General features: G+C 51.0%; 23 protein-coding genes. 14 read left to right on the plus strand and 9 right to left on the minus strand.

Features of this window, described 5'->3' with window-relative positions; genetic code table 11:
* Positions 1 to 13 precede the first annotated feature (13 nt).
* Positions 14 to 1,213, minus strand: a complete 1,200-nt coding sequence (locus RFF05_RS15055; RefSeq protein WP_409967848.1) for an ABC transporter permease — start codon at positions 1,211 to 1,213, stop codon at positions 14 to 16.
* A gap of 281 nt (positions 1,214 to 1,494) precedes the next feature.
* Here RFF05_RS15055 and RFF05_RS15060 point away from each other — a divergent pair, with 281 nt between their 5' ends.
* Positions 1,495 to 2,712 carry an IS110 family transposase gene (locus tag RFF05_RS15060; protein WP_409967781.1) on the plus strand — a complete coding sequence of 406 codons (1,218 nt, stop codon included), beginning with the start codon at positions 1,495 to 1,497 and terminating at the stop codon, positions 2,710 to 2,712.
* Between the two features lie 122 nt (positions 2,713 to 2,834).
* On the opposite strand, the gene RFF05_RS15065 is transcribed toward RFF05_RS15060, so the two are convergent.
* Positions 2,835 to 3,581: an ABC transporter ATP-binding protein gene (locus tag RFF05_RS15065; protein WP_409967849.1), complete on the minus strand. Its 747-nt coding sequence runs from the start codon at positions 3,579 to 3,581 to the stop codon at positions 2,835 to 2,837.
* Entirely contained in the window at positions 3,578 to 5,293 is a 1,716-nt protein-coding gene (locus RFF05_RS15070; RefSeq protein WP_409967850.1) for an efflux RND transporter periplasmic adaptor subunit, read from the minus strand. The genes RFF05_RS15065 and RFF05_RS15070 overlap by 4 nt, the downstream gene beginning before the upstream one ends.
* A 362-nt stretch (positions 5,294 to 5,655) precedes the next feature.
* On the opposite strand from RFF05_RS15070, the gene RFF05_RS15075 reads away from it, so the two are divergent.
* Together RFF05_RS15075 and RFF05_RS15080 are read left to right on the plus strand one after the other, a co-directional pair.
* Positions 5,656 to 6,333: a response regulator transcription factor gene (locus RFF05_RS15075; RefSeq protein WP_409967851.1), complete on the plus strand. Its 678-nt coding sequence runs from the start codon at positions 5,656 to 5,658 to the stop codon at positions 6,331 to 6,333.
* Positions 6,330 to 7,553: a sensor histidine kinase gene (locus RFF05_RS15080; RefSeq protein WP_409967852.1), complete on the plus strand. Its 1,224-nt coding sequence runs from the start codon at positions 6,330 to 6,332 to the stop codon at positions 7,551 to 7,553. Before RFF05_RS15075 ends, RFF05_RS15080 begins: the two co-directional genes overlap by 4 nt.
* Positions 7,554 to 7,861: 308 nt before the next feature.
* On the opposite strand, the gene RFF05_RS15085 is transcribed toward RFF05_RS15080, so the two are convergent.
* Positions 7,862 to 9,190, minus strand: coding sequence for an MATE family efflux transporter (locus RFF05_RS15085; RefSeq protein WP_409967853.1), 1,329 nt, complete (start codon positions 9,188 to 9,190; stop codon positions 7,862 to 7,864).
* Positions 9,191 to 9,363: 173 nt separating this feature from the next.
* On the opposite strand from RFF05_RS15085, the gene RFF05_RS15090 reads away from it, so the two are divergent.
* The 7 genes from RFF05_RS15090 (at position 9,364) to pyk (ending at position 15,902) form a co-directional block, all read left to right on the plus strand.
* Positions 9,364 to 10,197: a DUF368 domain-containing protein gene (locus RFF05_RS15090; RefSeq protein ID WP_409967854.1), complete on the plus strand. Its 834-nt coding sequence runs from the start codon at positions 9,364 to 9,366 to the stop codon at positions 10,195 to 10,197.
* A 139-nt stretch (positions 10,198 to 10,336) separates the two neighbouring features.
* Complete coding sequence (locus RFF05_RS15095) at positions 10,337 to 10,507, plus strand: DUF1540 domain-containing protein (protein ID WP_409967855.1); 171 nt, start codon at positions 10,337 to 10,339, stop codon at positions 10,505 to 10,507.
* A 50-nt stretch (positions 10,508 to 10,557) separates the two neighbouring features.
* Positions 10,558 to 10,710, plus strand: a complete 153-nt coding sequence (locus RFF05_RS15100; RefSeq protein ID WP_409967856.1) for a hypothetical protein — start codon at positions 10,558 to 10,560, stop codon at positions 10,708 to 10,710.
* A complete protein-coding gene (locus RFF05_RS15105) occupies positions 10,710 to 10,910 on the plus strand; it encodes a TSUP family transporter (protein ID WP_409967857.1) in 201 nt (66 codons plus the stop codon). Before RFF05_RS15100 ends, RFF05_RS15105 begins: the two co-directional genes overlap by 1 nt.
* Positions 10,900 to 11,259: a sulfite exporter TauE/SafE family protein gene (locus RFF05_RS15110; RefSeq protein ID WP_409967858.1), complete on the plus strand. Its 360-nt coding sequence runs from the start codon at positions 10,900 to 10,902 to the stop codon at positions 11,257 to 11,259. Before RFF05_RS15105 ends, RFF05_RS15110 begins: the two co-directional genes overlap by 11 nt.
* A 903-nt stretch (positions 11,260 to 12,162) precedes the next feature.
* Positions 12,163 to 13,908 (plus strand): aminopeptidase P family protein, encoded by a 1,746-nt coding sequence (locus RFF05_RS15115; protein ID WP_409967859.1) that lies wholly within the window; start codon positions 12,163 to 12,165, stop codon positions 13,906 to 13,908.
* Positions 13,909 to 14,162: 254 nt separating this feature from the next.
* Positions 14,163 to 15,902 (plus strand): pyruvate kinase, encoded by a 1,740-nt coding sequence (gene pyk, locus RFF05_RS15120; protein WP_409967860.1) that lies wholly within the window; start codon positions 14,163 to 14,165, stop codon positions 15,900 to 15,902.
* A 70-nt stretch (positions 15,903 to 15,972) separates the two neighbouring features.
* Here the strand turns inward: pyk and RFF05_RS15125 are convergent, their stop codons facing one another.
* The 4 genes from RFF05_RS15125 to RFF05_RS15140 all read right to left on the minus strand — a co-directional run bounded on the left by RFF05_RS15125 (position 15,973) and on the right by RFF05_RS15140 (position 19,868).
* Complete coding sequence (locus tag RFF05_RS15125) at positions 15,973 to 16,461, minus strand: transposase (protein ID WP_409967861.1); 489 nt, start codon at positions 16,459 to 16,461, stop codon at positions 15,973 to 15,975.
* Positions 16,458 to 17,225, minus strand: coding sequence for a uridine phosphorylase (gene udp / locus RFF05_RS15130; RefSeq protein WP_409967862.1), 768 nt, complete (start codon positions 17,223 to 17,225; stop codon positions 16,458 to 16,460). The genes RFF05_RS15125 and udp overlap by 4 nt, the downstream gene beginning before the upstream one ends.
* Before the next feature lie 229 nt (positions 17,226 to 17,454).
* Positions 17,455 to 18,144 (minus strand): queuosine precursor transporter, encoded by a 690-nt coding sequence (locus RFF05_RS15135; protein WP_409967863.1) that lies wholly within the window; start codon positions 18,142 to 18,144, stop codon positions 17,455 to 17,457.
* A 245-nt stretch (positions 18,145 to 18,389) separates the two neighbouring features.
* Complete coding sequence (locus RFF05_RS15140) at positions 18,390 to 19,868, minus strand: sodium-dependent transporter (RefSeq protein ID WP_409967864.1); 1,479 nt, start codon at positions 19,866 to 19,868, stop codon at positions 18,390 to 18,392.
* A 292-nt stretch (positions 19,869 to 20,160) separates the two neighbouring features.
* On the opposite strand from RFF05_RS15140, the gene RFF05_RS15145 reads away from it, so the two are divergent.
* Complete coding sequence (locus RFF05_RS15145; protein ID WP_409967865.1) at positions 20,161 to 21,561, plus strand: GNAT family N-acetyltransferase; 1,401 nt, start codon at positions 20,161 to 20,163, stop codon at positions 21,559 to 21,561.
* A gap of 91 nt (positions 21,562 to 21,652) precedes the next feature.
* Here RFF05_RS15145 and RFF05_RS15150 read toward each other — a convergent pair whose 3' ends face one another.
* Positions 21,653 to 22,558 carry a nucleoside recognition domain-containing protein gene (locus RFF05_RS15150; RefSeq protein WP_409967866.1) on the minus strand — a complete coding sequence of 302 codons (906 nt, stop codon included), beginning with the start codon at positions 22,556 to 22,558 and terminating at the stop codon, positions 21,653 to 21,655.
* Between the two features lie 1,525 nt (positions 22,559 to 24,083).
* Here RFF05_RS15150 and RFF05_RS15155 point away from each other — a divergent pair.
* From RFF05_RS15155 to RFF05_RS15165, 3 genes are all read left to right on the plus strand, one after another.
* Positions 24,084 to 24,362: a YabP/YqfC family sporulation protein gene (locus RFF05_RS15155; RefSeq protein ID WP_409967867.1), complete on the plus strand. Its 279-nt coding sequence runs from the start codon at positions 24,084 to 24,086 to the stop codon at positions 24,360 to 24,362.
* Between the two features lies 1 nt (position 24,363).
* Positions 24,364 to 25,545, plus strand: coding sequence for a sporulation protein YqfD (locus RFF05_RS15160; RefSeq protein ID WP_409967868.1), 1,182 nt, complete (start codon positions 24,364 to 24,366; stop codon positions 25,543 to 25,545).
* Between the two features lie 121 nt (positions 25,546 to 25,666).
* Positions 25,667 to 26,626, plus strand: coding sequence for a PhoH family protein (locus RFF05_RS15165; RefSeq protein ID WP_409967869.1), 960 nt, complete (start codon positions 25,667 to 25,669; stop codon positions 26,624 to 26,626).
* Positions 26,627 to 26,669: the final 43 nt, after the last annotated feature.

Genomic DNA, 26,669 nt, shown 5'->3' on the forward strand with positions numbered 1-26,669 from the left:
TTCTCCTAATTCTTTAATCGTAACGCAATGCGTCGATGGGGTTCAACCGTGCTGCCTTTTTGGCAGGCAGGTAGCCGAACAAGATGCCAATGCCGATGGACACGCTGACAGCCAGTGCCACGGCTTCGATACCGGGGGAGACATGAATGGCTGTGCCCAACATGGCCGACGATACGGAGGTTGCAATGGCGGAGAGGGCATAGCCCAGTATAATGCCCAAGCAACCACCCAGCGCCGAGGTTGTGGCGGCCTCGATGACAAATTGTTGCATGATATACCGTTCTTTGGAACCCAAAGCTTTACGGATACCGATTTCTCGTGTCCGTTCGGTCACCGACACCAGCATGATGTTCATGATGCCGATACCACCAACCACCAGAGAAATGGCGGCGATACAAGAGAGGATGGTGACCACGATGTCCACCATTTCGTTCATGGTATCCAGCATTTCGGACAGGCTCATCACCATGTACACTTCACTGCCGAACACATCGTAGAGATGGTCTTCAATCAGGGTGATACATTCAGAGATGGTGTTTTCGTCCACCACGGTGATGGTGTAGTTTTCAATGGTGCCCATAAAAGTGAACCGTGCGGCGGTGGTGTAAGGGGTGAACACACAGTCGTCGGTGCACCCTTCGTCCAAATCTTCATCGTCGCTTTCTTGTTCCATGATGCCCACAATGGTGTAGCGGTTGGCACCCACTTTTAAGGTTTGGCCCACGGCGGCACCGTCGTAATAGGTTTGGTTTAAGTATTCACCGATGACGCAGACTTGGTTGCGTTCTTCCAGGTCCATGTAGGTGATGCCACGGCCTTGGCTCAGTTCATAGCCGCTGATTTCAAAGTAGTCTTCGCTGATACCAGTGGCCACGGTGGAGTCCATGGTTTCGTTGCCGATTTTCACGCTGTCAGTCATGGATACAGTGGGGGAAATCAGGTCTAACATATCGCTGTTTTCCGCCACAAATTCGTACATTTCATCGTCAGAAATACTACGAGAGCTACCACGCCCCATGATGGTGACGCTGATGTTGTTGGTGCCAAGCTCTGCAAAACTGTCGGTCATGTATTGGGATAACCCATTACCAACACCCACAATGAGCATAACCGCCCCGATGCCGATGATGATACCCAGCATGGTCAGCAGGGTACGCATTTTACTGCCTGCGATGTTTTTAATCGCTAAGTCAAGAGATTCCCATAGTTTCAAGTGGATTCCTCCTACAATATAAATTAAGGTTTAAGGCACGGCTGCCAGCCGTGTCTTTTGTCTTTTTGTTGCCTAAGCTGTTAGAATGGGAGAGAACAGGTCTGGCTCTGTTTTCCGAGGGCTTACACGCCCGCAAAGGAGTCCGCCAGCCGCCTCTCTCGTTCGCAGCATTCGATTTGCGCAGGTTGTGCCACCAAGACTGGTGCGTTCGTGTCACTCAGGAGATTGAACAAGCAGCGAAGAAAGCGGAATGCCTAATCAAAATACATGGAGGAAACAATATGAACGCAGTCGGAATCGATATTTCCAAAGAATTCAGCGTGGTAGCCGCCCTGCGGCCTATGGGTGAGGTGGCGCTCCCACCTCGTACTTACCAGCACGACAGCCACAGCATCGACGTACTGGCGCAGGAAATTCTTGCGTTGGGTGCGGACACCCGTGTCATCATGGAGGCCACTGGTCGTTACCACGAACCAGTCGCCCAGACACTGAGCCAGCACGGTATCTACGTCAGCATTCTCAACCCACTACTCATCAAGCAGAGCGGTGGTGGCTCCATCCGCAAGGTTAAAACCGACAAAGCCGATGCCCTAAAAATCGCAAAATACGGGCTTGACAATTGGGTGGATTTGCGAGAACATACACCTATGGAAACCATACGACAACAATTAAAGCTCTGCACACGGCAGTACAATTTGTACATGAAAACCATTGTTTCATTGCAAAACAACCTAATTTCTCTCTCGGATAAGACCTTTCCAGGCGTCAACGAGCTGTTTTCTAGTCCTGAGCGCAAGGATGGTCATGTCAAGTGGATTGATTTTTTGGCTACATTTTGGCACTGTCACTGCATTGCAACCGTCAGCGAAAAGTCCTTCACAGACCGCTATCAAAAATGGTGCAAGCGAAAGGGGTACCATTTTCAACCCAAAAAGGCGGCTGAAATTTACGCAAAAACCCAGAAAATGATTGTCACTCTGCCCAAAAACGACTACGCAAAATTGTTGGTTGTGACGGCGGCCAAGCAACTCATAGCCTCCAAAGAAACCCTCTCTGAGATGAAAATCGAGATGAACCGCATGGCTAAAGAGTTGCCCGAGTACGACACCGTCATGGCGATGTACGGCGTAGGCGAGGCCACTGGCGTACAGCTGATGGCGGAGATTGGGGATGTGCGTCGCTTCGCCCACCGCAGCTCCATTGTGGCGTTTGCAGGGGTGGATCCGTCGGTCAACCAGTCAGGCAAGCAGACCTCTCAAGGCGGAAAGACCACCAAACGTGGCTCGCCCCACCTGCGCAAAACGCTGTTTCAGGTGGTGTCTACCTACGTCAAGAAGAAGCCTGAGGACGAGGCGGTGTACCAGTTCATAGACAAGAAACGTGCCGAGGGCAAGCCCTACTACGTCTACATGACGGCCGCACAGAACAAGTTCCTGCGGATTTATTACGCTCGGGTCAAGGAGTGTATGCTGGCTCTGGAGACCGCCAGCGAGGGCTAAGTGACGCTAATTTCATAGTTTTTCAGGTCAGTGATTACACCTTCTTTCTCTGGCCTGTTTTGTTATGCCTGCTTTGTCATCTCACAATTTTTGTGAGATTTTTTCATTTTAGGGCTTGACTTTTATTTACAGGACTCCTTTTTAGCTTCCGCAAATACAGTGGAGGCGTGCATGGTTTCTGCCAAGCTGGCAGGGCCGTCATAGACCACACGACCATCTTCCAAGCGGATAATCCGTTGTGCTTGGGCGGCGATGGAGTTGTCATGGGTGATTAAAATGACGGTGTTGCCTTGCTCATGAAGCTCTTTGAGCAGGGCCAGCACCTCTCGCCCTGTGCGGGAGTCCAGTGCGCCAGTGGGTTCGTCAGCCAAGATAAGCGCTGGGTTCCCAGCCAAGGCACGGGCGATGGACACACGCTGTTGCTGACCACCAGAGAGTTGGTTGGGGCGGTGGCGAAGCTTGTCGCCCAGACCCACACGGGTCAAAGAAGCAATGGCTTGCTCCCGCCGTTTCCCACGGGGTACCCCTGCATACATCAGGGGCACCTCCACGTTTTCAATCAGGTTTAACTTGGCAAGCAAGTTGTATTGTTGGAAAATAAAGCCAACGGTTTTGTTGCGGATTTCCGCTTGTTCGTTGGAGTCCATCAAGCCAACGTCTTCACCGTTGATCAAGAATTGGCCTTCTGAGGGTACATCTAGACAGCCGATGATGTTCATACAGGTGGATTTACCAGAGCCAGATTGACCCACAATGGCAACAAATTCACCCGAGTCTATGGTCATAGAAATGTGGTTGGCAGCCCAGATTTCGCTGTCGCCCATGTAATACACTTTGCTGACGTCACGAAATTCTAATAGACTACTCATCGGCCCATACCTCCGCTACTCATGCCAGAGCTCATGCCGGGGTCACTCATGCCACTACTCATACCAGGGTCACTCATACCAGACTCCATACCGGGCATCATCATGCCGGCATCGGCAGAGACCACGGTGGGCAAGGTGATGGAGGCCACGGTGTCTTCCATGGTGAGGCCTGCGGTGATTTCCACATAGTCGTCGTCGCTGAGACCTGTTTCAACTGCCACATAGACATAGCCTTCTGGGGCTTCTTCGCCTTCAACGGCATTGACAGCGCTGGGAGAATCAGCGGTGACCAGCACCAGATTGTCACGTTGGATGACCACGTTGGAGATGGAGATTACATCAACCACTTCTTCCACCACGATTTCGGTGCTGACGTTCATGCCAGGGAGTAAGCTGCCGTAGTCGTTCAATTGCACGGTGACAGGGTAGGTGGTGGTGCCACCCATGGTGGTACCTGCCACGGAAACCTTGGTAACAGTGCCAGTAAATTCTAAGGTGTCCATGGAGTCTGCTATGATGTCTACGCTTTGACCCACAGAAATGTTTTGGATATCCAATTCGTCAATGCTCATGACGATTTCTAAGTAGGCCAAATCGTAGATGATGCACAAAGCGTCACCTGCTTCCACGTTATCCCCAGTTTTATAGTATTTTTCAATCATAGTACCAGCGATAGGGGCGGTGAAGGAGTAGTTGTCCAGAGCATCTTGTGCGCTTTCGTAAGTCAGCTCAGTGGTGCGGAGGGATTCAGAAGCAGATTGGAGATTGTCGCTCATGTCGTCGCCACCCACGGTGAGGATGCGGGCATTTTTATAAATGAAGTCCCCTTCGTCCACAGACATAGATGTCACTTCGCCAGCAGTATCGGAGGTGATGGTACCAGTGGACGCGTAAGCCAAGGTGCCACTGGAGCTAGAACCTACACCGCCAATGGTGACGGTGGCTTCTTGGGTGTCGCTCAAACCACCGTTGTTGGTGATGGACACGGTGACGTTGCGGACAATGCGGGTACCAGAGAGGATTTCCGTGCTGTTAGACACGTTGGTCACCGTGCCTGTCAAGGTTTCAAAGGTACCAGACAGGGTGACGGTGGCACTTTGCCCCACATAGAAGCCAGCGGCATCGTCAGAGGGGAAGGCTACCTTCAATTCCATGGTGCGGTTGTCACGGGTGTAGCCAATGGTTTGACCCATGGTAATCACGTCTCCCGTGTCCACCAGCAACTCATAGAGTTCGCCAGTGTAATCACTGTAGATGTATTGGCTATCTACCATGCTGTCATAGCTGCGTTGAGATTGGGTCAGGGAAATCTCAGCTTTTTCCAAGGTGTTAGACACGTCAGAGCTGTCGATTTCGTACAGCAGGTCGTCTTTTTCTACGATGGTGCCTTCGTCCACACCATCCCAAATGATTTCGCCTTCCACCAAGGTGGTCACGGTGTAAGAGTTGGCGGCAGTCAAGGTACCGCTAGAGGAGATGGACTGGGTGATGGTACGCAGTTCCACGGCTTCGTCGGTGTAGGTGATTTCACCTTCCAAGTCGGTGCCTGTCATGTGGCTCAGACCCATGTAAGCGCCAGCGGCTATCACAGCCGCCACCACTACATAGGTGATGATTTTCTTCAGTTTGATTTTTTTGCGCGGTTTTTTCTCTTTGACTGCCACATCAGCGGTGGCATCTTTGGATTTAGATTTGAATTTACCAAGTGTCATAGGAGTATTCCTTTCTGCTATTGGAGAATTTTGAGTGTCTAGTTTCACAAGTGGGAGTGTAGCAAAGTAGTCTTAAACAAAGATTGAAATTACGTTCAATTTGTGATATTTTTATATTGGTTTAAGGTTCGGTATTTCAGTAGGCTTCATTGGTCGTATCTGTAAGGTAATTGTGATTTTTTCATGAATGTTCAATATTCTTTTAACCTTAGGATGATAGGATAAAGAAAAAATCCCAATAGTAGATAATGGGGCTTGTAGGGTATTCGTAGGGGAGGGGATGGAACCCCGCCCCTACAGTAAGTGTGAGCGTTTGGGTCTCGTTAAGTATAATTGGGATAAGAAAAAACGGAGGTGTCTCCATGCGTATTTTAATCGTAGAAGATCAGCAAGGGCTGGCAGAGGGTTTGCAGGCCGTGCTCAAAAGTGAAGGCTATGCCACGGATATCTCTTTAGATGGTGTAAACGGGCTAGACAATGGACTCTCTGGGATATACGACTGCATTGTTCTGGATATTATGCTGCCGAAAATGGATGGATTCCAAGTGCTCCATAGTTTGCGTAAAGCGCAAATTGCCACCCCAGTGCTATTGCTCACCGCCAAAAATGAAATTGAGGACAAGGTCCGTGGCCTAGACACAGGTGCTGACGACTATTTGACCAAGCCCTTTGACACGTCAGAGTTTTTGGCGCGTGTGCGTGCTTTAACACGGCGCAAAGAACGGGTGTTGGTGGCAGAACTGGCCTATGGAGACATCACCTTGCGACCGCAGCAAATGGAAATGCACTGCAACGGACAAGCCATTAAGCTCTCCGCCAAGGAATACCATTTGATGGAGTGCCTCATGGAAAATCCCAACCAAATCATCCCCAAAGAACGGCTCTGGGAAAAGGTGTGGGGGCAAGGCGACCAGTCAGAGTATAATAATGTAGAGGTGTACCTGTCGTTTTTGCGGAAAAAATTAAAGCACCTCCATGCCCAAGTGCAAATCAAGGCCACTCGTTCTGTGGGTTATAGCTTGACAGGGGGAGAGGTATGATTAAACGATTGCGCCGTCAATTTATTTTCACCACCATGACAATTTTGGTGCTGTTTGTGGTGGTGATGATGTTGCTACTCAATGTGCTATTCCACATCATGGGGTATCAGCAAAATTTATCCTTACTGCGCCAGTTGTCGGTGATGCCCTGGGGGGAACTGCCTGCTGTCAGCGAAGAAGTGAGCGCCGCATCCCCCATTGCCGAACTGCTGGGGGAAGGGGCGAACAACAGCGCCCTCTATGTGGCGCAACTCTCTGGCGATGGCACCTTGGAAAACTGGATTGTCATCAACGGCGACGGTGAGCCTTCTGCCGATTTGATAAATACCATCCAACAAGCGATCTCCACCACCACGGATGCTACCTATCATCAGGGGGACTATCTCTATGTGCGGAACGGGCAATTAGATGGAGAATATGTGGCGGTGATGGACGTTAGCAACAGCGTGGAGTCTATGATGGTGAGCCGCTTGTACACCACGTCACTGCTGATATGTTTGCTGTGTTTGGTGGTGCTGTATCCCATTTGTGTGTTCCTTTCTCGTTGGGTCACACGACCCACAGAAAAAGCCTTCACCCAGCAAAAGCAGTTTATCTCTGACGCTGGTCACGAGCTGAAAACCCCCCTGTCTATCATATCCATCAATGCCAAGGTGTTAGAACAGCAGGTGGGGCAAAGCAAGCACATGGACTATATCCAATCGGAAATTGGGCGGATGCACCGTCTCATTTCTCAATTGTTGACGCTAGCGAAAATGGAAGGAAACCCCATGCAAGGGGTGAAAACGATATTCCCCTTATCCGACACCATTTTCCAAGTGGCGCTACCATTTGAAGGGGTGGCTTTTGAGCGTAATATCACCTATGACATGGACATTGATGAAGAAATCATGGCCACAGGCAACCAAGACCAAATTGCCCAAGTGGCCATTATCTTGCTAGACAATGCCTTTAAATACACGGGAGACACCGTGAAAATCTCCCTGAAAAAACAGGGGAAGCACAAGGTGCTAGAGGTGTATAACAACGGCGCCCCCATTGACCAAGAGGAATTGCCATATATTTTCCAGCGGTTCTACCGCTGTGACAAATCCCGCACCAGTGCCGAAGGGTACGGCTTGGGTTTGTCCATTGCCAAGTCCATTGTGGATGCCCATCACGGCACCATCGATGCCCATAGCGTGGACAGAGAAGGGGTTTGCTTCCGTGTGGTGTTGTAAATCAGAATATGATAAAACGAGGGCGGAACCCTGTGGGTTCCACCCTCGTTTTGTGTATTTTGTTTTATCGGGTGCGTCCGTTACAGAATAAGACGAAGTCCAGCAAGAGGCACGATGCCAGAGCCACGTAGGGGCGCTTGGTGATGCGCCATAAAAGTAAGTGCACCGTCAATGATGCTTTGGGCTTCTTGTGCGGTGATGGGACAGCTGACCTTGTTGCAAAGATTGTCGGGTTTTTTCCCGTAAGGCGGTGTCGTAAACGTACAGGCACCATCTAAAAAATGGTGCCTGTACGTGGTGTTTGTATATCAGCGCATGGAAATGCGCCATTTGTTGGAGCGATAGAACCAGTAGCCCACTGGCACAGAGATGAAGGGGGCAATCATACAGGCCCAGTAAATCCCGTGAAGGCCGATGGCACCTTCGAGAATCACTGCCAAAATCAACCGCACTACAATGCAGTTTAAAAACGAGTTGAACATCACAAAGAAGGTGTGGCCTGAGCCAGTGGCCAGCACGTTGAAGGAATAGAATCCAGCGTAGAACACCTGCGCCAGAATTTCAATGCGCAAATTGGTGATGGCATAGGTGGCCACCTCTGGTTCGTCGATGAAAATGGCAACCAAATAGGGGGCACCAATTTCGCAGATGGCAATGAAAATCAAGGCCAGTATGGTGGTCATTTTCAGGCATTCAAACATCACTTGCTTGGCGCGCTCATATTCTTTTGCACCGATGTTTTGGGCAATCATAGTGGCTGTGGCACTGGAGATGGCATTGATAAAGAGTTGGCAAAATTCTTTGATTTTGTTGGAGATGCCGTTGGCGGCCGACACATCTGTGCCATATTTGTTGTACAAATAGGCCACCACCAGCCATGACACGCTGGCCACAGTGGATTGGAGCGCCAAGGGGAAGCCAAAGCGGACAATGAGCCCAGCTTTCTCAGGGTTTATCTTTAAGTATTGACGCTCGAAGCCAGTGATATCACGGTTTTTGTGGACATAACGTAGAGCCAAGGAAAACGATACGATTTGAGAGAGCAAGGTGGCAAAGGCGGTGCCAAAAATACCCCACTGGAGCACCACCACGAAAAATGTGTCTAGCACCAAATTTAACACCACGGCGCAGGCGATGAAATGGAAGGGTTTTTTAGAGTTGCCTACGGCGCGTAAGGTGGCGTTAAAGCCGTTGTACATGAAAATAAAGGGGATGCCCAGCGAACAAGTGCGCAGGTAGGTGGTGGCCGCGTCCAAGGCTGGTGCTTCTAATAAAATCAACAGCTGACGCGACAATAGGAAAAAGGCGATGCTACAAACAATCCCGCTGCAAAGCATAATCACCGTTAAGGTGCCAGCGGCAGACTTGGCCTCGGTGTGACGCTTGGCACCGAAAAATTGTCCGATGACAATGTTGCCGCCCACGGTAAAGCCGATGGCAATTTGCACCAAAAGTGCCATAATCAGCGACCCGTTGTTTACGGCAGACACCGCTGTACCGCCGATAAATTGACCCACGATAATCATATCTACAATGCTGTAGAGGGATTGGGTTAAATTGGTGAGCACCATGGGTGTTGCGTAGCGAATCAGGGTGCGACGCACGTTGCCATGTGTTAAATCTTGGGTAGCGTTCATGACACGCCTTCTTTCTCGGGTGAATTATTTCAAACTTCTTCCAGTATAAAGAAGAAACTGGCGTTTGTCAATTTGAACTTGCATAATTGTTCAGATGTATTGGCTGAATTTTATCATTGCCAAAGGGAGACAATCATGATAAGATGTTGGCAATCAGAAAAGCGAGGATCTATATGAAAAAAACAACCCCTGAAAAAGGACAGCCGTTGCGTAATTTTTTGTGCGGTTTTTTAATTGGTGGTGGATCTATTTTACCCGGCGTGTCTGGGGGCGTGTTGGCGGTGGTCTTTGGCATTTACCGCCCGTTGATGGATATGCTGGCAAAGCCTAAAGAGGCCATTCCCAAAAACTATAAAATGCTGGTGCCTGTGGTGGTGGGCATGGTACTGGGCTTTACTGTGTTCGCCATGGTCATCTCTGTGGCGCTTCACGGCAACACCACGGTGACTACATGGTGTTTCATTGGTTTAATTGCAGGTACGTTGCCGTCCATGGAGCGTGAATCTCGCCGCAATGGGCGAACGGTGGGCTGTTATTTGAGCTTTGCACTGTGTGCCACGGTGGTGCTGGTAAGCTTGCTGATGGTGGGTGTGGCTGACACCAGTCAAGCCAATCCCGATTTGTTGTGGTATGCTGTGTGTGGTGTGATTTTAGGCTTGGGCTCAGCAGTGCCAGGGCTGTCATCGTCTACACTGTTGATGGCCATGGGGATGTATACGCCCATGATGAGTGCTGTGGCTGAGTTGAATTGGGTGGCGCTAGCCTCTTTTGTGCCGTGGACAGTGGTGACCTTGTTGGCGCTGGCGCGGTTGGTCACATGGGTCTTTGACCGCTTCCATGGGATTGCGTATCACGGCATCATGGGTATCGTCATTGCCGCCACGGTGGTGATTGTTCCCACTAGCTACAACAGCGTGTGGGAAGTGGTGTTGAGCGCTTTGCTGGCAGTGGGTGGCTTTGTGCTGGCGCTGACCATGGTGAAGATGGAACAACAATTGCCTTCCTGATAGCAGTAAATGATATAAATTGCCCTTTAAAAAAGTCGCCAGTGTGGCGGCTTTTTTTGCATAAAAAATCGCGACTTTGTCCACACTAGTCCTTGGCGAAAGCCTAAATTTCATTGCACATTGCAAGGAGGATGTTTTTATGCAAAACCAAACTACACCCAATGCCAGCATCAAATGTAGCGTGTCTAACTGCGCCCATCACTGCGAGCAATCTCAGCACTGCTGCCTGTCTACCATTCAAGTGGGCACCCATGAGAAAAACCCCACCATGTGCCAATGTACCGATTGCGAAAGCTTTAAAATGCGTTGATTTACCATGGGCGGTGGAAGGCCGCCCTTACATAAATGGGAGGTGGCGTGGTGGCAAAAAAGAGGCTTGTGGCAGTGGCTGGTGGTTTGGCTGGGATGGCTGGAGGGCTGTTTGGCGGCGGTGGTGGGATGGTGTTTGTGCCTTTGGCAGGTCGCAGTGGCACATTGGAGCCGCGGGACTTATTCGCCACTTGCGTGGGGTGATGTATCCTGTGTGCCTTGTGTCGGCTGGGGTTTATTGGGCGCAAGGCCAGTTGCCACTTGCCCAAGCGGTGCCATATTTACTGGGGGGCTTGGTCGGCGGTATGGTGGGTGGACGGCTCTATGGCAAGGTGTCTACCCTGTGGTTGCGGCGAATCTTTGCCCTTTTTTTGCTTTACGGTGGGGTGCAATATGTCAGGTGAATGGATGGTGGCCTTTGGATGCGCCCTAGGGTGTGGCGTGCTTACTGCATGGGGAGTGGGAGGCGGCACTTTGCTGCTGTTGGTGATGACTTTGGTGCTAGGGATAGAGCAACAAACGGCGCAAGGGATTAATTTGTTGTTTTTTCTGCCCAGTGCGGCTATGGCTTTATGGATGCACCATCGTCAGGGCTTCGTCCATGTGCCCACCTTGAAAACTGCCATCCCGTGGGGTGTAGTGGGTGCTGTGGCTGGGGCATGGCTGGCCACAGGCATTGATACAGAGTTGTTGCGCCGACCTTTTGGTATATATTTGTTGGTGGCTGGAGTGATGATGTTGGTGAGAAAATAGCTTTGCCCTTGCTGGCAGGGGTGTTCTTTTTGCCCCTACGGGGCGGTCTGCTGCCGCAGGGGCGTCCTACCGGACGGGTCACCTGCCGGTGGGGCATTCTTTTTTTGTCGAAAAAAAGAATCAAAAAAAGATTTTTTCACGACGACTGCGGTCGAGTGAAAAAAGGGGCTTTTACGGGGCTCATCACTGGAGTACCACGCTCTTTTGACCGGCACTGAGTGGCCTGATTTGTCTCTGCATGACCTTTCGGGCTTCGCCCTGTTGCGATGTTGCAGAAAGATAGTGCCATTTCTTAGGTGTGCCTCGGTTGTGGGTATGGGTAGGTGCTGTGGCGCTGGGCGCCACCATCGTCATCCATCCCCCAGCGCCACCGCACCTATCGACGTCTACATTGTAAGGCACCTCACACGCGTGGTACCATGTCATCGTACGAGTCATGTGCGGCAGCAATCAGCGTTGGTTCGCGCATCCCACACGATAAGCCGAACGGGTGTGAAGCACCCACCCGATAGCACTGCACCCACTCATATCCACCATCCGTATAAAATGGGAGCACGTGAGACAGATGGCCACGCGTGGTCATCTGCCACGTGCAAGATTTTTGGTTACTTTGCATCTTTGCAAAGTAACGCCCGCGCGGCGAGCGCCCCCCACGGAGTGGGAAGGAGTCCATCAAAAGAGAATTCCCACAGGGTGAAGCAAATTGCAATCGATTTCCACGGGCGCGCAATGGGCACCCCTACAAGGGTGGGAAAACAGAAAGCCCCTGCGGCAGCAGCCCCACGGGAGTGGGCAAAAGAAAGCTCCACGGCAGTGGAAAAACACGTTCAACACCCCTATGGATATTGCAAGGGAAACCTTGGTGTGATACAATAAAATAAAAAGACCCAAGGAGAGATGACTATGACTGTCAATGAAAAAATCACTGCTCTGCGTGCCCACATGGTGGCACAACAAATCGCGGCCATTGTAATCCCTTCAGGGGATGCCCATCTCAGTGAATATGTGTGCGACCACTTCCGTTTACGCGCCTATTTATCGGGATTCACAGGCTCGGCTGGCACGCTGGTGGTGGGGCTAGAGTGGGCTGGACTGTGGACAGACGGACGGTATCACACCCAAGCCGCCGCCCAATTGGAGGGCACTCCCATCACCTTGTACCCAGCTGGCAAGGCTGGGGTGGAAACGCTATATCAAGTGCTGGAAGCCAAGGTGACAGCTGGGCAAACCATCGCCGTGGACGGCACCACCATCTCCAAAGCCCAAGGGGATTTGCTCAAGGATTCTGCTAAGAAAATTGGCGGTAAATTGCGGCTGGACTGGGCGTGTCCTGCGTCGTTGTGGCCTGACAGACCAGCCTTGCCCCAAGGGTTGGTGCACCCCATTGACAACGCTGGCCAATCGGCCAAGGAAAAGCTGGCACAACTGTGGTGCGATGAGAAAACCTATTTGATTACCGCCTTAGACGACATTGCATGGGTGCTGAATTTGCGTGGGCAGGATTTGGCACACACCCCTGTGTTTTTGTCCTATCTTTGGGTTGCCCCCAAAGGTGCAACCCTATTCATCCAAACGGGAAAACTCACACCCCAAGCCCAAGGCCATTTGGCAGAGTTGGCCGTCACCGTGGCGCCGTATGAGGCGGTGGAAGGCCATTGCGCCAGCCATCAAGGGAGCAAGGTGGTGGTTGACCCCAACCAAATCAATGCCAGATTGTATCAGCTGTTGGGACACAATGTAGAAGAGGGCACCCATGGCATTGGGGCGAGAAAAGCCATCAAAACCCCTTCGGAATTGGAACATCTCCGCAATGCCCATAAAAAAGATGCCGTGGCGATGGTGACCTTTTTGCACTATTTAGAAGAAAATGTGGGAAAAATCCCACTGACTGAGGTGACCGCTGGGGCAATTGTGGATCAACTCCGCAGTGAGCAGGAAGGGTATCTCAGCCCAAGCTTTACCACCATCTGCGGTTATAACGCCAACGGTGCCATCATCCACTATGAAGCTAAGGCGACCACTTGTGCCACGTTGGAACCCCATGGCCTGCTGCTGGTGGACTCTGGTGGACAGTATACCGATGGCACCACTGACATCACACGCACCATTCCCCTTGGAGAGATGAGCGACGCCATGCGCCGTGACTATACCTTGGTGCTCAAAGGGCATTTGGCCTTGGCCAATGCGGTCTTCCCAGAGGGGACAACAGGGGCGGCATTGGATGTGTTGGCACGGACACCATTGTGGGCGGAGGGGTTGGACTATCTCCACGGCACAGGCCATGGGGTGGGCTATCGCCTCAGCGTCCATGAAGGGCCTCAATCCATTGGCTATCAGCGCAAAGATGGCCCAGCCTTAGAAGTTGGTATGGTCACCTCCAACGAGCCGGGATATTATCTGCCCCAGAGCCATGGAATTCGCCTTGAAAATTTGATGGTTTGCCAAAAAGCAGACCATGCAGGTTTTTTGCAATTTGAACCCTTGACCCTTGTGCCCTTTGACAAAAGAGCCATTGACTGGTCGCTGATGACAGAGGTGGAATGTGAGTGGTTAAACGATTACCATAATTTGGTTTTTCGTGAAATTGCCCCATTGCTTTCTAAAGAATTGGAACAATGGTTGCAAAAAGTTACCAGTTTAGACATATAATATTACATAGTGCACAAATACGTTTGACAAAAGTGGGTAGAAAAGAGTGGGAAATCGGTTACCTTGCCTATTGACCAAATTGTATTCATGGAGTATGCTAATAGTAGCTATGTAAAATCAATAAAATTAAGAAATTTAACAGGAAAAAGCTGTCAGATTTTACAAAATGTATGCTATGATTGAGATGGTAAAGAATCCTGTTAAAACGACAGTTGCCCTCTAAGGGGCAATGGCTATCAAGAAAGGTGATTGATATGCGTAAGACGAAAATTGTATGTACATTAGGCCCTGCCACCGACCGTGAAGGGGTATTGAAGAGTATGCTAGAATCTGGGCTGAACGTGGCTCGGTTCAACTTCTCCCACGGCAGCCACCCTGAGCACAAAGTCCGTTTAGAAGCGGTGAAGGCTCTGCGGAAGGAACTGAACCTGCCTGTGGCAACCCTGCTGGACACCAAAGGTCCTGAAGTCCGTTTGACCGCTTTCAAAGAAGGTGTGGTCAATCTGGTGGCTGGGGAAGAATTTGTCCTCCACACCGATGCTGTGGACGGTGACAAAAACCAATGCACCATCACATATAGCAACCTGCCCAACGATGTGAAAGAGGGCGGCGCCATTTTGCTAGACGATGGTCTGGTGCGCTTGACCGTGCTGGAAACCACCAAAAGCACCATCCGTTGCCGCATTGAAAACAACGGCATCATGAAAAACAATAAGGGCGTCAACATCCCCGGTGTGCGCCTGTCCATGCCATATATGAGCGAACGTGACCGCGGAGACATTCTCTTCGGTGTGAAAGAAGGCTTTGACTACATTGCTGCCAGCTTTGTCCGCTGTGCCGCCGACGTGCAAGAAATTCGCTCCCTGCTCAACGCCAATGGCTCTACCATGCGCATCATTGCCAAGATTGAAAACCAAGACGGCGTGTCCAACTTGGGTGAAATCCTATCTGTGGCTGACGGCATCATGGTGGCCCGTGGTGACATGGGCGTGGAAATCGACTTCACCGAACTGCCCAGCATTCAAAAAGACATCATCTCCCAATGCAATGGCGCTGGCAAGCCTGTCATCACTGCCACCCAAATGCTGGAGTCTATGATCAACAATCCCCGTCCCACCCGTGCAGAAACCACCGACGTGGCCAACGCCATCTATGACGGCACTTCTGCCATCATGCTCTCTGGTGAAACTGCCGCTGGTAAATACCCTGTGGAAGCTGTGCAAACCATGGCAGCGCTGGCAGAACGCACCGAACGGGACATCAACTACGGTAAGCGTATGCGCGTCCGTTATGGCAACCAACGTTTGTCCATCGCCGCTGCAGCTGCCCATGCTGCCTGTGTCACTGCTGGCGAAATCGATGCCGATGCCATCATCAGCGTCAGCCAAAGCGGGAACTCCTCTCGCATGGTGGGTCGTTTCTATCCTGGTACGCCTGTCATCGCTTGCCTGCTCAACGAAGAAGTGTGCCGCTCCATGGCATTGCACTGGGGTGTCAACCCCATTTTGATGCCCAAGGTCACCAACACTGACGAATTGATTGACTGCTCCATCCAAGCCGCTGTTAACGCTGGCTATTTGAAGCAAGGCGATTTGGCTGTTATCACCGCTGGCATCCCTGTTGGCGTGGCTGGTACCACCAACATGATCAAGGTGCACTTGGTGGGTGGCGCTCTGCTCAACGCAGTGGGCATCGGCGACCATATGGCGCGTGGCAAGCTGTGCGTGTGCCACAACATCGAAGAATTGGAAGAAAAGTTTACTGACAATTGCGTCTTGGTGGTGCCTTACACCTCCAACGATATGCTGCCTTATATGCGCAAAGCAGCTGCAATCATCAGCGAAGAATCTGGCTTGAATAGCCACGCTGCCACCGTGGGCTTGACCTTGGATAAGCCTGTGCTGGTGGGTGCCGCCAGTGCCACCCGTCTGCTCAAAGACGGCATGGCCGTCACCGTGGACTGCACCCGTGGCTTGGTGCAAGAACAACCCTGAGCTTGACGAAGGGCTAAAAGGGAATAACAAAAGCGAAAAGCTATGGAACACAATGTGTTCCATAGCTTTTTTAGATATAATAGCAATCATCCGCCCATTTGAATGGGTTTGTGTCGATGTAATTCCAAATTTTCAAATACTCTGCTTCGTTGCGAATGATGTGATCATGGTATGAACGTTGCCATAATTTTAAGTTTTTCTGATTGTGCATCTCGTTGTATTTTAATGTGGTAAATGATTTTAATCTACTGATTATATCTTGTAGGGACAGGCTTCCATGCCTGTCCGTTTCCTGAAAAGCGATGATGATATGGATATGATTGGGCATAATAACATATTTGTCAATACAACGATATTGTTCATGTGTGTGGATAATCGATTTTTCAATTTCTACACCAATAGCTGATAGCTCTACATGCGGGAGGGCGTGGAAGCCCTCCCCTACAATCTCTTTAAATAAACAGACTCGGTTTTGTGTACATATGGTGACAAAATATGCTCCGTTTTGGCCATAATCATACCCATTCAATCGATTGCTTTTTCGTTTTGGATAGTTCACAGCCCCAAATCTTGTGCAATGACTCGTTTCAACCCTTCAACCCCTACTTCGATGGCGGCGGAGGTGTCTTCGGTCATGGGTTGGCCGAGGCCTGCGGCTTCTCGTTCTTGGTTCCAAATTACGTGGAAGCAAGACCCACACCGACAGCCCAAGGCAGACGCTACCACAAACATGGCGGCAGATTCCATTTCGCTGGCCTTCACGCCCAGACGCTTCCAACTGTCCCATTTTTGTTGCAGTTCATAGTGGACAGGGGATTTATCGGGGCTGTGTTGCCCGTAGAAGCTGTCTTTGCATTGGACAACCCCCATGTGTAAGGGAAAGCCCTTGGCCTTCACCGCTTCTGCCAAGGCATAGGCGATGTGGAAGTCTGCCACGGCAGGGAATTCCAGTGGTGCATACTCCATGCTGGTGTGCTCGTAGCGGATGGCGCCTGTGGCCACCACCACGTCCCCGGCTTGTACGTCTAAATCAATGCCGCCACAGGTGCCCACGCGGACAAAGGTGTCAGCCCCGCACTTGTGGAGCTCTTCCATGGCGATGGCGGCAGAAGGTCCACCGATACCTGTGGAGCAAACGGTAACTTTTTCCCCCAGCAAATACCCAGTGTAGACGTTGTATTCGCGGTTATATGCCACCTGTTTGGCATCATCTAGCAAGGCGGCAATGGCTGGTACACGACCTGGGTCGCCGGGAAGGATACAGTAACGACCAATATCCTCACTGGTGCAATGAATGTGAAATTGTTTTTCCATAGCTTGCATAAAAACGCCCTCCTTTTTGGTTTAGTGTACCAAAAAGGAGGGCGTTTTGCAAGAGGGGTTTTTTTGTGCCGTGGGCATGATGAGAATGGGGGGATGGTGTGCGTGAGACGCCCACCTTACAGATGGCGGTCACGTAGGGGGCGCATCGTATGCGCCCCGTGGGGATGGAGGACACGTAGGGGAGGGGAGGGGTTCCATCCCCTCCCCTCCCGTGTGATGGTGCAATGCCTTATTTCTCGGCCATCTTCCGTGCCAAATAGACCACGGGGGTATCTAGCAAGCTGGTGACCACGAACACCACGTAGGTGGCTACAATGATGTAGCCCAAAGTGGTCATGTCATACACGCCGTAGAAAGCGCCAAGGTTAAAGACGATGGCGTTAATCAACTGGCTCACCAAGGTGGAACCGTTGTTACGAATCCACAGTCCCTTGTGAGAATTGCCCCATTTGGCGGTGGTTTTTGCCCAGATGAAGTGGTAGAACCAGACGTCAAAGGCTTGGACAATGGCGTAGGTAAGGAAACCAGCTAGCATCAGTCGTGGGGTGTTGGAGAAAATGGTGGCGATGGAATCGAAGACCCAATCGTTGGCATTGGGGGTGTAGAGGAACCAAGATTGGCTGATTAAAATCATGGCGATAGAGGTGAAAATGCCGATTTTCACAGCCTTGTTGGCGGCTTCTTTGCCTTCTAGTTCAGAGAGCATATCGGTGACCAAGAAGGTGGAGGCAAATAAGATGTTGCCAAGGGTTTGCTCCATGCCAAAGGCATCCACCAGAATCAACACCTCGATGTTGGCGGTGATGGTGGCAATGGCGGTCCAAGCATAGAGGCCTGCGGCACCTAATTGACGATAGAAAAACAGGGCACCTGCATAGATGGCAAGTAGGGTGATGATGAGTACGAGTTCGTTTGGCATGGGGTTCTCCTTTAAAATGTGGTGGAAACAAAAGAAAAAGATGTGTACAATGGTTGTACACATCCAGAAAAGTCCAGTATTGCCCACCAATGGTGTTGGTGGGTGAAATCCTAGTTTTATTTAAAGACAGGATGGTTACGAACTGTCTGTTTCAATTGCAGATGTGAGTATAGCACACCTTGTGACGGATTGCAAGGAAAAGTTTTGGCGGTGGGGAAATCCCCACCGCCATTGTAAAACAAATGTTATGCGAACCAGCCGAAGCCGAAGAAGCTGGAGAGTTGACCCAGCAGAATGAACACCATGGCGACAGGCACCACATACTTGATGCAGATGATATAGAATTTGTCCATGCGGAATTTGGTGCCGGTGTGTAGTTCAGGCAAAATGGTTTCGGGGCCAAGTTCAAAACCCACCATCAAGCTCATCAGCAGGGCACCTAAAGGCATGGCAATCCCTTCTGCCAAGCAGTCTAAGAAGTCTAACCAGCAGTCAACGAACACGGGCATAGACACGGTGCCATCGGCGGCTACCGTGGTCAGCATACTTTGGAAGGGCACCCAAACACCATTGGAACCCAAGCCGTCGGCGGCTACCACCAAGGACACGGCAAAGAAAGCGAGACAGATGCCCATCACGATTTTTTGGCGGTTGCCCTCTTTGTTTTTGGCGTGGGCATCGTCCATAAACATGGTGGCGATGACTTCAATCAAGGAAATCACAGAGCTGATGGCGGCGATGAGCACCAACACATAGAACACCACGCCGAACAAAGAACCCATGGTACCCATGGATACGAACACATCTTGCAAGGTGACAAATAGCAGGTTTGGCCCGCCTAGTTGAATGTCGCTGAGTGCCACGCCGTTGGCGATGCCGTTGGACACTGCGGCAGGAATCACAGCCAAACCAGCCATGATGGCCACGAAAGTGTCGGCAAAAACGATGATGCCAGAGTTTTTCAGCAAATTTTCTTGCTTGCCTAAATATGAGCCGTAGGTAATCATAATGCCCATAGCCAAAGACAAGGAGAAGAACATTTGACCCCCTGCAGTGGAAAGAATATTGATAAAACTGGGTGATTCGCTAATAAATCCTGCGGAAACAGCATAGCCTGGCACAAACATGAATTTCACGCCTTCTATGGCATTTGGCAGGGTTAAACTGCGGATAATCACCACCACGAGCATCACAAACAATGCTGGCATACCTACGGTGGAGAACTTTTCGATGCCACCTTGGATACCGCCACGGACGATGAAGAAGTTGATGGCGGTGAAAATGAAGGTGTAAACCATACACCTAATAGGGTTGGTGACCATGGCACCAAAGGAGGCGCTACCGCTCAAAGCCTCTGCCCCAAATAGTTGGGTGATGTTGATGACCACGTATTCTAAGCAGTAACCGCCCAGAACCACATAGAAGCAAAGCAGGAAGAAGGGGGCGATGACACCCAACCAGCCCACCCATTTAAACTTTTGAGATAAATCACAGAAGGCACCCACGATGCCTTTGCCGGTTTTACGACCCATGGCCAATTCAGTGGCCATAACTACGAAGCCCACAAAAATGGCGAGGATTGCATAAACCACCAAGAAGGTGAACCCGCCAGATTTACCCATTTTATATGGGAAGCCCCAAATATTACCCAGTCCTACGGCAGAACCGATGGCGGCCAAAATGAACCCCATATTACTGCCCCAAGACCCTCTGTGTTGTTTCATAAATGATACTCCTCTTTTCGATATCTCTGTTCTAAAATAGATGACTACACCAATCATCTAATATTTTAACAAAAAAGTCAAGACAATTCCTAATATTTATGGTATAATCATCAAAAATAATTATACATGCGTTCAGCTCTCGCCTGAGGAGGGGGAGATGGCAAGTATACTATAAACACAATAAACACATTTTGAGATGTTGCAAGGCGAAAGGTTTGGGTGTGTTTATGTGATGCGATTGCTATGAAATTTGCGCAATTGTGCTTTTGTTAGATTGTTGAGGAAAAAAACAATGGAATTGAAACCTGTTACCCAAAAGGAAGCCGCCCTTTTGCATGGCTATTACAGCAACTGTTCTTATCAGCTGTGCGAATATGCGGTGATTACCAAGCTGATGTGGAAAGATTACCTGTGCTCTCGCTATGCCGAGGTGGCTGGGTGCCTTGTCATGAGCAATGTCCACAAAGGGCAAGTCCGTTTTGAATACCCAGTCCCCAGAGAAGATGGGGGTGTGGAGCAGGCACTCAAGGCCATTGAGCGCCACTGCATGGAGCAAGGCATTCCCTTCGCCTTGACCTTTGTGCCAGCTGAGAAAATTTGTTCGTTGGTGGCGCGGTATCCCTATGTGCGGATTGTGGATACGCGCTCTTGGCAAGATTATATTTATCATCGTGATGATTTGCAATTTTTTGCAGGTCGTCGTTACTCTGGGCAACGCAACCATATCAACAAATTCCGTTCTGGCTACCCAGAGGCAGAATTCCGTCTCTTGACCGCTCAGGATAAAGGTGCCATTGGCGCTTTTTGGGTGGAATTTGAATCCACCTATCCCAAGGCAGATGACCCCGGCGTGAAAAAAGAGTTGGCTCTGGCAAAGAAAATGTTTAAGCTGATTGGCAAACCCTATGTGCTCGCTGGCGGTATGTTTGACGGAGAGAAGCTCATTGGCTTGTCTTTGGGTGAACGTTGTGGCGAGACGCTGATTGTCCACATTGAAAAGGCCATTTATAGTTACACGGGCATTTATCCCACGTTGGTGCAGGCCTTTGTGGATTGTTTCGGTGGAGACTGTACATGGGTCAACCGTGAAGACGACGCTGGAGAAAAAGGGTTGCGCACGTCCAAGCTTCAATATGGCCCAGATCATTTGGGGGCAAAATATCGCCTCTATATGGAAAATGAGCTGATGAACCACTGCCCAGAAATTCCCCGTTTGAAGGCCAATCGTTTGAGCCTAGATGCTATGACCAAGGCAGACATTCCTGCCTATAACCGCCTTGTGCTCAATAAAGAACGCAATGTGTATTGGGGTTATGACGATGTGGCTGGTTTGGGAGAAGCGGTGCGCGACGATAGCTTTTTTAAAGTGGCACAGCGTGATTTTGAGAGTAAAATGGCGGTGAACTTTGCCATCCGTTTAGACGGGCAATTCATCGGCGAAGCGGTGCTGTATAACTTTGACTATTGTGGTGGTGCAGAGCTGGGCTGTCGCATTGACCCTGAATTTGCAGGCCAAGGCTATGGGGTGGAAGCCTTCACCACCGTGGCTGACTGGGGGTTATATACCTTGCAACTACGCCGCGTGGTGGCAAAATGCTTCAAAGAAAACAAAGCGTCTTATAAAATGCTTTCGGCGTGTATGCGGAAAAAGAGCGAAGACGAAACGTTTTATTATTTCGAGAAATTGGTGTAAATTTAAGCTAAAAACTAAAAGTGAAGAGTGAAAAACTATTGACTGCGTCGTTCTATCTCCGCCGTAGCGGATAGTTTTTCACTCTTAGTTCTTAGCTAATTATAATTGCCGCCAACACGGCTGACACCGCCCCTTGCAAGGCTTTGCCTATGACGCACCAACGCATTTCCAGTCCACTGCCATCTAAGACTGCGGCAGTTTGGCACAGCACCGACACGCCACCCCAACCGCTGAGCCCAGCGGCGATGATAAAGCCTGTGGCCGTGTTGGGAAGTAAAGGTGTGGCAGAAAACAGCTCCACAATTCCCACCAACAAAGGGCTCTCGCCCCTTGTCATGTGGGTCAGTGGCACGGCTAGCACATAGAACAGAACCACGAAGGCGCAGATAGACCCCATGGCAGATAAAGATGCTGTCACAGATGAGACAAAGGCTTTGGATAAAGAGGGCTCCATCACTGTATATACTGAGCGACGCACCTGTGGGGTGGGTCGCTTTTTTGGGCGCAACAGCACCCCTACCAATAGAGCTGCTACCACGTGTATCACCCAAAGATAGAGCCCTAGTTTGGGGCTTTTAAACACGCCAACCCCTAACACGGTTATCAAAAAAGCTGGGTTTGAATTGTTGACAAAGCAGAGCAATCGGTTTGCCTGCGCTTGGGGTAGGTGGCCATCTTGATACAGCTGAGCCACGGTGCGAGGCCCCATGGGATAACCGCCTACAAGGCCGAGAAATAAGGCGGTGCCACCTAGACCGTCTTGGTGGAAAAGAGGCTCCATCCACCGTCCAAAAAGCCGTGCTACAATTTGGGAAAAGCCCAATTTTATCAGCATAGACGACACCACTAAAAAGGGGAACAGCGCTGGAATCACCTGCTCTACGCACAGGGTAATGCCATCGCTGACGGCTTGAGTCACTTCTGTTGTGTCCAGTAACATCCAAGCCAGACAAAGGCCTAAGGCAAGGCATAGTCCATAGCGTACATATCGATTCATTGTATCACCTCGTGGAAGAACTATATGATGGCGTGATGTAGAATATACCCGTTATATGGGTCTGCTACCGCAGGGGTCTGCTACCGCAGGGGTCTGCTACCGCAGGGGTCTGCTACCGCAGGGGTCTGCTACCGCAGGGGTCTGCTACCGCAGGGGTCAGCTACCGCAGGGGTCAGCTACCGCAGGGGTCAGCTACCGCAGGGGTCAGCTACCGCAGGGGTCAGCTACCGCAGGGGTCAGCTACCGCAGGGGTCAGCTACCGCAGGGGTCAGCTACCGCAGGGGTCAGCTACCGCAGGGGTCTGCTACCGCAGGGGTCAGCTACCGCAGGGGTCAGCTACCGCAGGGGTCTGCTACCGCAGGGGTCTGCTACCGCAGGGGTCTGCTACCGCAGGGGTCACCTGCCGGTGGGGCATTCTTTTTTTGTCGAAAAAAAGAACCAAAAAACGATTTTTTCACGATGACTGCGGTCGAGTGAAAAAAAGGGCTTTTACGGGGGTCCATCACTGGGATGCCACGCTCTTTTGAGCGGCACCGAGTGGCCTGATTTGTCTCTGCATGACCTGTCGGGCTTCGCCCTGTTGCGATGTTGCGGTTGATATGGTGCCATTTCTTAGGTGTGCCTCGGTTGTGGGTATGGGTAGGTTGGTGGGTGTGATATAAGTTGGTGGCGCTGGGTAAGACGGGCGACCACAGGTCGCCCCTACACGGGAATCGCCTTGCCCGAAGGGCATGCCAACCTGTAAGGCACCTCAAATGCGTGTTCCCATGTCCCCGTACGAGTCATGTGCGGTAGCAATCAGCGTTGGTTCGCGCATCCCACACGATAAGCCGAACGGGTGTGAGAAACCCACCCAATAGCACCGCACCCACTCACACGCACCATCTGTATAAAATGGGAGCACGTGAGACGGCTGACCACAAGTGGTCAGCCGCCACGTGCAAGATTTTTGGTTACTTTGCATCTTTGCAAAGTAACGCCCGCGCGGCGAGCGCCCTCCACGGCAGTGGGAAGAAGTCTATCAAAAGACAAATCCCACAGGGTGAAGCAAATTGCAATTGATTTCCACGGGCGCCCAATGGGCACCCCTACAAAGGGAGAGGGCAAAGAAAGCCCGCGCGGCGAGCGCCCCCCACGGCAGTGGGAAAAGTCTATCAAAAGAAAATCCCACAGGGTGAAGGAAATTGCAATTGATTTCCACGGGCGCCCAATGGGCGCCCCTACAAAGGGAGAGGGCAAAGAAAGCCCGCGCGGCGAGCGCCCCCACGGGAGTGGGAAAAAGTCTATCAAAAGAAAATCCCACAGGGTGAAGGAAATTGCAATTGATTTCCACGGGCGCCCAATGGGCGCCCCTACAAAGGGAGAAGGGCGGCAGCGCCCCCACGACAGTGGGAAAACAGAAAGCCCCTGCGGCAGCAGAATGCTTGCAACCGATTTCAACGGACACCCAATGGGTGCCCCCACAACGGGGCATATTCGCCCATGCGGTTTCATATCGTTTTAAAAAAAACGATGGAGGGTTTCTATGGATAAACTCAAAGCCCAATTGCTGACCCCTGTGGCAGAGCTGTTTGACCTGCCTGCTGATTTGGTGGCAGGTTTGCCCCGTTTGGAAATGATTGGCCAGCATGAGCTGTTTGTGGCACCCCATGGAGGGTTGCTGTCTTATACCGACACCCAAATTGACATCAACACCGCCCATGGGGTGGTGCAGGTCAATGGAGAAGGCTTGACGCTGTTGGTGATGACAGGGCAAGAGGTGCGCATTGGGGGGCAGATTGCCTCCGTACTGTGGGTGCGTTGAGATGCGCAGTGTGGTCAATCGCCTGCAAGGACAGGTGACAGTGGAGGTGGAAAGCCCGTATCCAGAGCGTATTTTGAACTTGTGTAGCGTTCATAACCTTGCCTTCTGGCACGTAGAATGGCGCACGCCGAGCACTTTTTGCTGTACCCTTTCACGGAGAGATTGGAAGAAGTTACGTCGCTTGTGCCATGGATTGGAGTGCCAATTGACGGCGCGGAGGCAGAGGGGGTTGCCCTTTTTTGTGGGGCGCTTTCGCCACCGCCAATGGCTGGTGGGGTCGCTGGTGGTGGGGCTGTTCACCTTGATAATGGGGTCATTTTTTATTTGGGACTTTCAAATTTATGGCAACGAAACCGTATCCGACCAAACCATTTTGCGCGCCTTGGAGCGTCAAGGTATCACCATGGGCACCTTTGGTTTTAGCGTGGATAGCGAAGACTTGCGTAACCATATTTTGTTGGAAATTCCTGAAATTTCGTGGATTGCAGTGAACGTGTCTGGGTGTCGTGCCTATGTGCAAATTCATGAGCGCGTGCCTGAGCCAGAACTGGTGACCCAAACCGAGCCTAGCAATCTGGTGGCCAGCCGTGATGGCTTGGTGCTTCAAGTCAGTGCTTTGGGCGGAAAGGCCATGGTGCTGACAGGCACCACGGTGCAACAAGGGCAGTTGCTGATTTCTGGGGTATGGGATACCGATACCTTTGGGGCACGACTGTTCACCAGTTTGGGCACGGTGACGGCACGGACATGGCATACCTATACCACCCAATTCCCAACCACGGTGACCCAAAAGGTGCCAACAGGGGCGTGCGTTACCTGCTATGGTTTGGTATTTGGCACAAATCGGATAAATTTCTTTCTAAACAGTAGCATTCCACAGGGGAATTGTGATAAAATAAGTACAAGAACCCAGTGGGATTTTTTCGGCTTGCCGCTGCCTGTGTTCACCGTGCGTGAAACCTATGTATTTTATGACCCTGTGGCGGTGACACTCACCGCCCAAATGGCGCAAGAATTGGGGGAGACGTTGCTCAAAGAGCATCTGTTGAGCCAATTGGCAGAGGGGGGTAGCGTATCTTCCGCCATCACCAGTGTGCAACAAACAACAGATGGGTTTGCCGTCACACTGCGCGCCGAATGTGTGGAAGAAATTGCCACGTCTGTGCCCATTTTAACGGACTAACCCTCTTTGTAAGGGCGGATAGTAGCCGCCCGTTTCACTCGATTGCAACCCAAGTACACGGGAGGCTAATAGCCTCCCCTACAAAAGCCCACCACCCCATTTACCAAAGGAGAAACTGCCCATGGAACAACGCATCAGCATTGAACGCTTAGAACAAGCCATTGATTTATTTGGCTCTTTTGATGAAAATATTCGACTTCTTGAACAAGAATTTTCTGTTTCCATTGTCAACCGTGACAGTGAATTGCGGATTGAAGGAGAGGACACCACCTATGCCACCAAGGCGCTGGAGGCATTACTGTCTCTGTCTAGTCGTGGAGAGCCAATCAATCAGCAAAATGTCCGTTATGTGGTGGGCTTGGTCCGTGAGGGCAAGGAACAGCAAATCGCCCAACTCTCTGGGGATGTGCTGTGCATCACGGCGAAAGGTCGTCCTGTCAAGCCCAAAACCTTGGGGCAAAAAGAATATATGCGTTCGGTATTGGATAACACCATTACCATTGGCGTGGGTCCTGCTGGTACTGGCAAAACCTATTTGGCAGTGGCGGCGGCGGTGGCGGCCTTCCGAGATAAGCAGGTCAACCGCATTATTTTAACCCGTCCTGCTGTGGAAGCTGGGGAACGTCTGGGCTTTTTGCCCGGTGACCTGCAAAGCAAGGTTGACCCATACCTGCGCCCTTTGTATGACGCGCTGTTTGATATGCTGGGGGCGGAGACGTACCAAAAATATTTAGAGCGTGGCAACATTGAGGTTGCACCTCTGGCTTATATGCGTGGACGGACACTGGATGATAGCTTTATCATTTTAGACGAAGCCCAAAATACCACCCGTGAGCAAATGAAAATGTTTTTAACCCGTTTGGGCTTTGGTTCCAAAATTGTCATCACTGGCGATGCCACCCAAATTGACTTGCCCGACGGCAAAACCTCAGGCCTGCATGAAGCTGTCCGTGTGTTAGACAAGGTAGAGGACATTGGCATTTGCCAGCTGACCAACCAAGACGTGGTGCGCCATGTGATGGTGCAACGGATTGTCAAAGCCTATGAGGACTTTGAGGGGAAGAAGCAGAAAAAGAGATAATCGTAGGGAGGGGTCTTGACCCCACCGCTGATTACGCAAACAT

Origin of the sequence: Bengtsoniella intestinalis (genome assembly GCF_039719005.1) — a bacterium.
Lineage (GTDB): Bacteria > Bacillota > Clostridia > Oscillospirales > Oscillospiraceae > Oscillibacter > Oscillibacter intestinalis.

What these genes read in the sequence shown, in the direction of transcription:
- RFF05_RS15070 (WP_409967850.1), bottom strand. Translation starts at nt 5,293, where the DNA reads ATGACACTTGGTAAATTCAAATCTAAATCCAAAGATGCCACCGCTGAT.
- RFF05_RS15085 (WP_409967853.1), bottom strand. Translation starts at nt 9,190, where the DNA reads ATGAACGCTACCCAAGATTTAACACATGGCAACGTGCGTCGCACCCTG.
- RFF05_RS15090 (WP_409967854.1), top strand. Translation starts at nt 9,364, where the DNA reads ATGAAAAAAACAACCCCTGAAAAAGGACAGCCGTTGCGTAATTTTTTG.
- RFF05_RS15095 (WP_409967855.1), top strand. Translation starts at nt 10,337, where the DNA reads ATGCAAAACCAAACTACACCCAATGCCAGCATCAAATGTAGCGTGTCT.
- RFF05_RS15145 (WP_409967865.1), top strand. Translation starts at nt 20,161, where the DNA reads ATGGAATTGAAACCTGTTACCCAAAAGGAAGCCGCCCTTTTGCATGGC.
- RFF05_RS15060 (WP_409967781.1), top strand. Translation starts at nt 1,495, where the DNA reads ATGAACGCAGTCGGAATCGATATTTCCAAAGAATTCAGCGTGGTAGCC.
- RFF05_RS15065 (WP_409967849.1), bottom strand. Translation starts at nt 3,581, where the DNA reads ATGAGTAGTCTATTAGAATTTCGTGACGTCAGCAAAGTGTATTACATG.
- RFF05_RS15075 (WP_409967851.1), top strand. Translation starts at nt 5,656, where the DNA reads ATGCGTATTTTAATCGTAGAAGATCAGCAAGGGCTGGCAGAGGGTTTG.
- RFF05_RS15110 (WP_409967858.1), top strand. Translation starts at nt 10,900, where the DNA reads ATGTCAGGTGAATGGATGGTGGCCTTTGGATGCGCCCTAGGGTGTGGC.
- RFF05_RS15160 (WP_409967868.1), top strand. Translation starts at nt 24,364, where the DNA reads ATGCGCAGTGTGGTCAATCGCCTGCAAGGACAGGTGACAGTGGAGGTG.
- RFF05_RS15140 (WP_409967864.1), bottom strand. Translation starts at nt 19,868, where the DNA reads ATGAAACAACACAGAGGGTCTTGGGGCAGTAATATGGGGTTCATTTTG.
- RFF05_RS15150 (WP_409967866.1), bottom strand. Translation starts at nt 22,558, where the DNA reads ATGAATCGATATGTACGCTATGGACTATGCCTTGCCTTAGGCCTTTGT.
- RFF05_RS15105 (WP_409967857.1), top strand. Translation starts at nt 10,710, where the DNA reads ATGTATCCTGTGTGCCTTGTGTCGGCTGGGGTTTATTGGGCGCAAGGC.
- RFF05_RS15080 (WP_409967852.1), top strand. Translation starts at nt 6,330, where the DNA reads ATGATTAAACGATTGCGCCGTCAATTTATTTTCACCACCATGACAATT.
- RFF05_RS15135 (WP_409967863.1), bottom strand. Translation starts at nt 18,144, where the DNA reads ATGCCAAACGAACTCGTACTCATCATCACCCTACTTGCCATCTATGCA.
- RFF05_RS15115 (WP_409967859.1), top strand. Translation starts at nt 12,163, where the DNA reads ATGACTGTCAATGAAAAAATCACTGCTCTGCGTGCCCACATGGTGGCA.
- RFF05_RS15165 (WP_409967869.1), top strand. Translation starts at nt 25,667, where the DNA reads ATGGAACAACGCATCAGCATTGAACGCTTAGAACAAGCCATTGATTTA.
- pyk (WP_409967860.1), top strand. Translation starts at nt 14,163, where the DNA reads ATGCGTAAGACGAAAATTGTATGTACATTAGGCCCTGCCACCGACCGT.
- RFF05_RS15155 (WP_409967867.1), top strand. Translation starts at nt 24,084, where the DNA reads ATGGATAAACTCAAAGCCCAATTGCTGACCCCTGTGGCAGAGCTGTTT.
- udp (WP_409967862.1), bottom strand. Translation starts at nt 17,225, where the DNA reads ATGCAAGCTATGGAAAAACAATTTCACATTCATTGCACCAGTGAGGAT.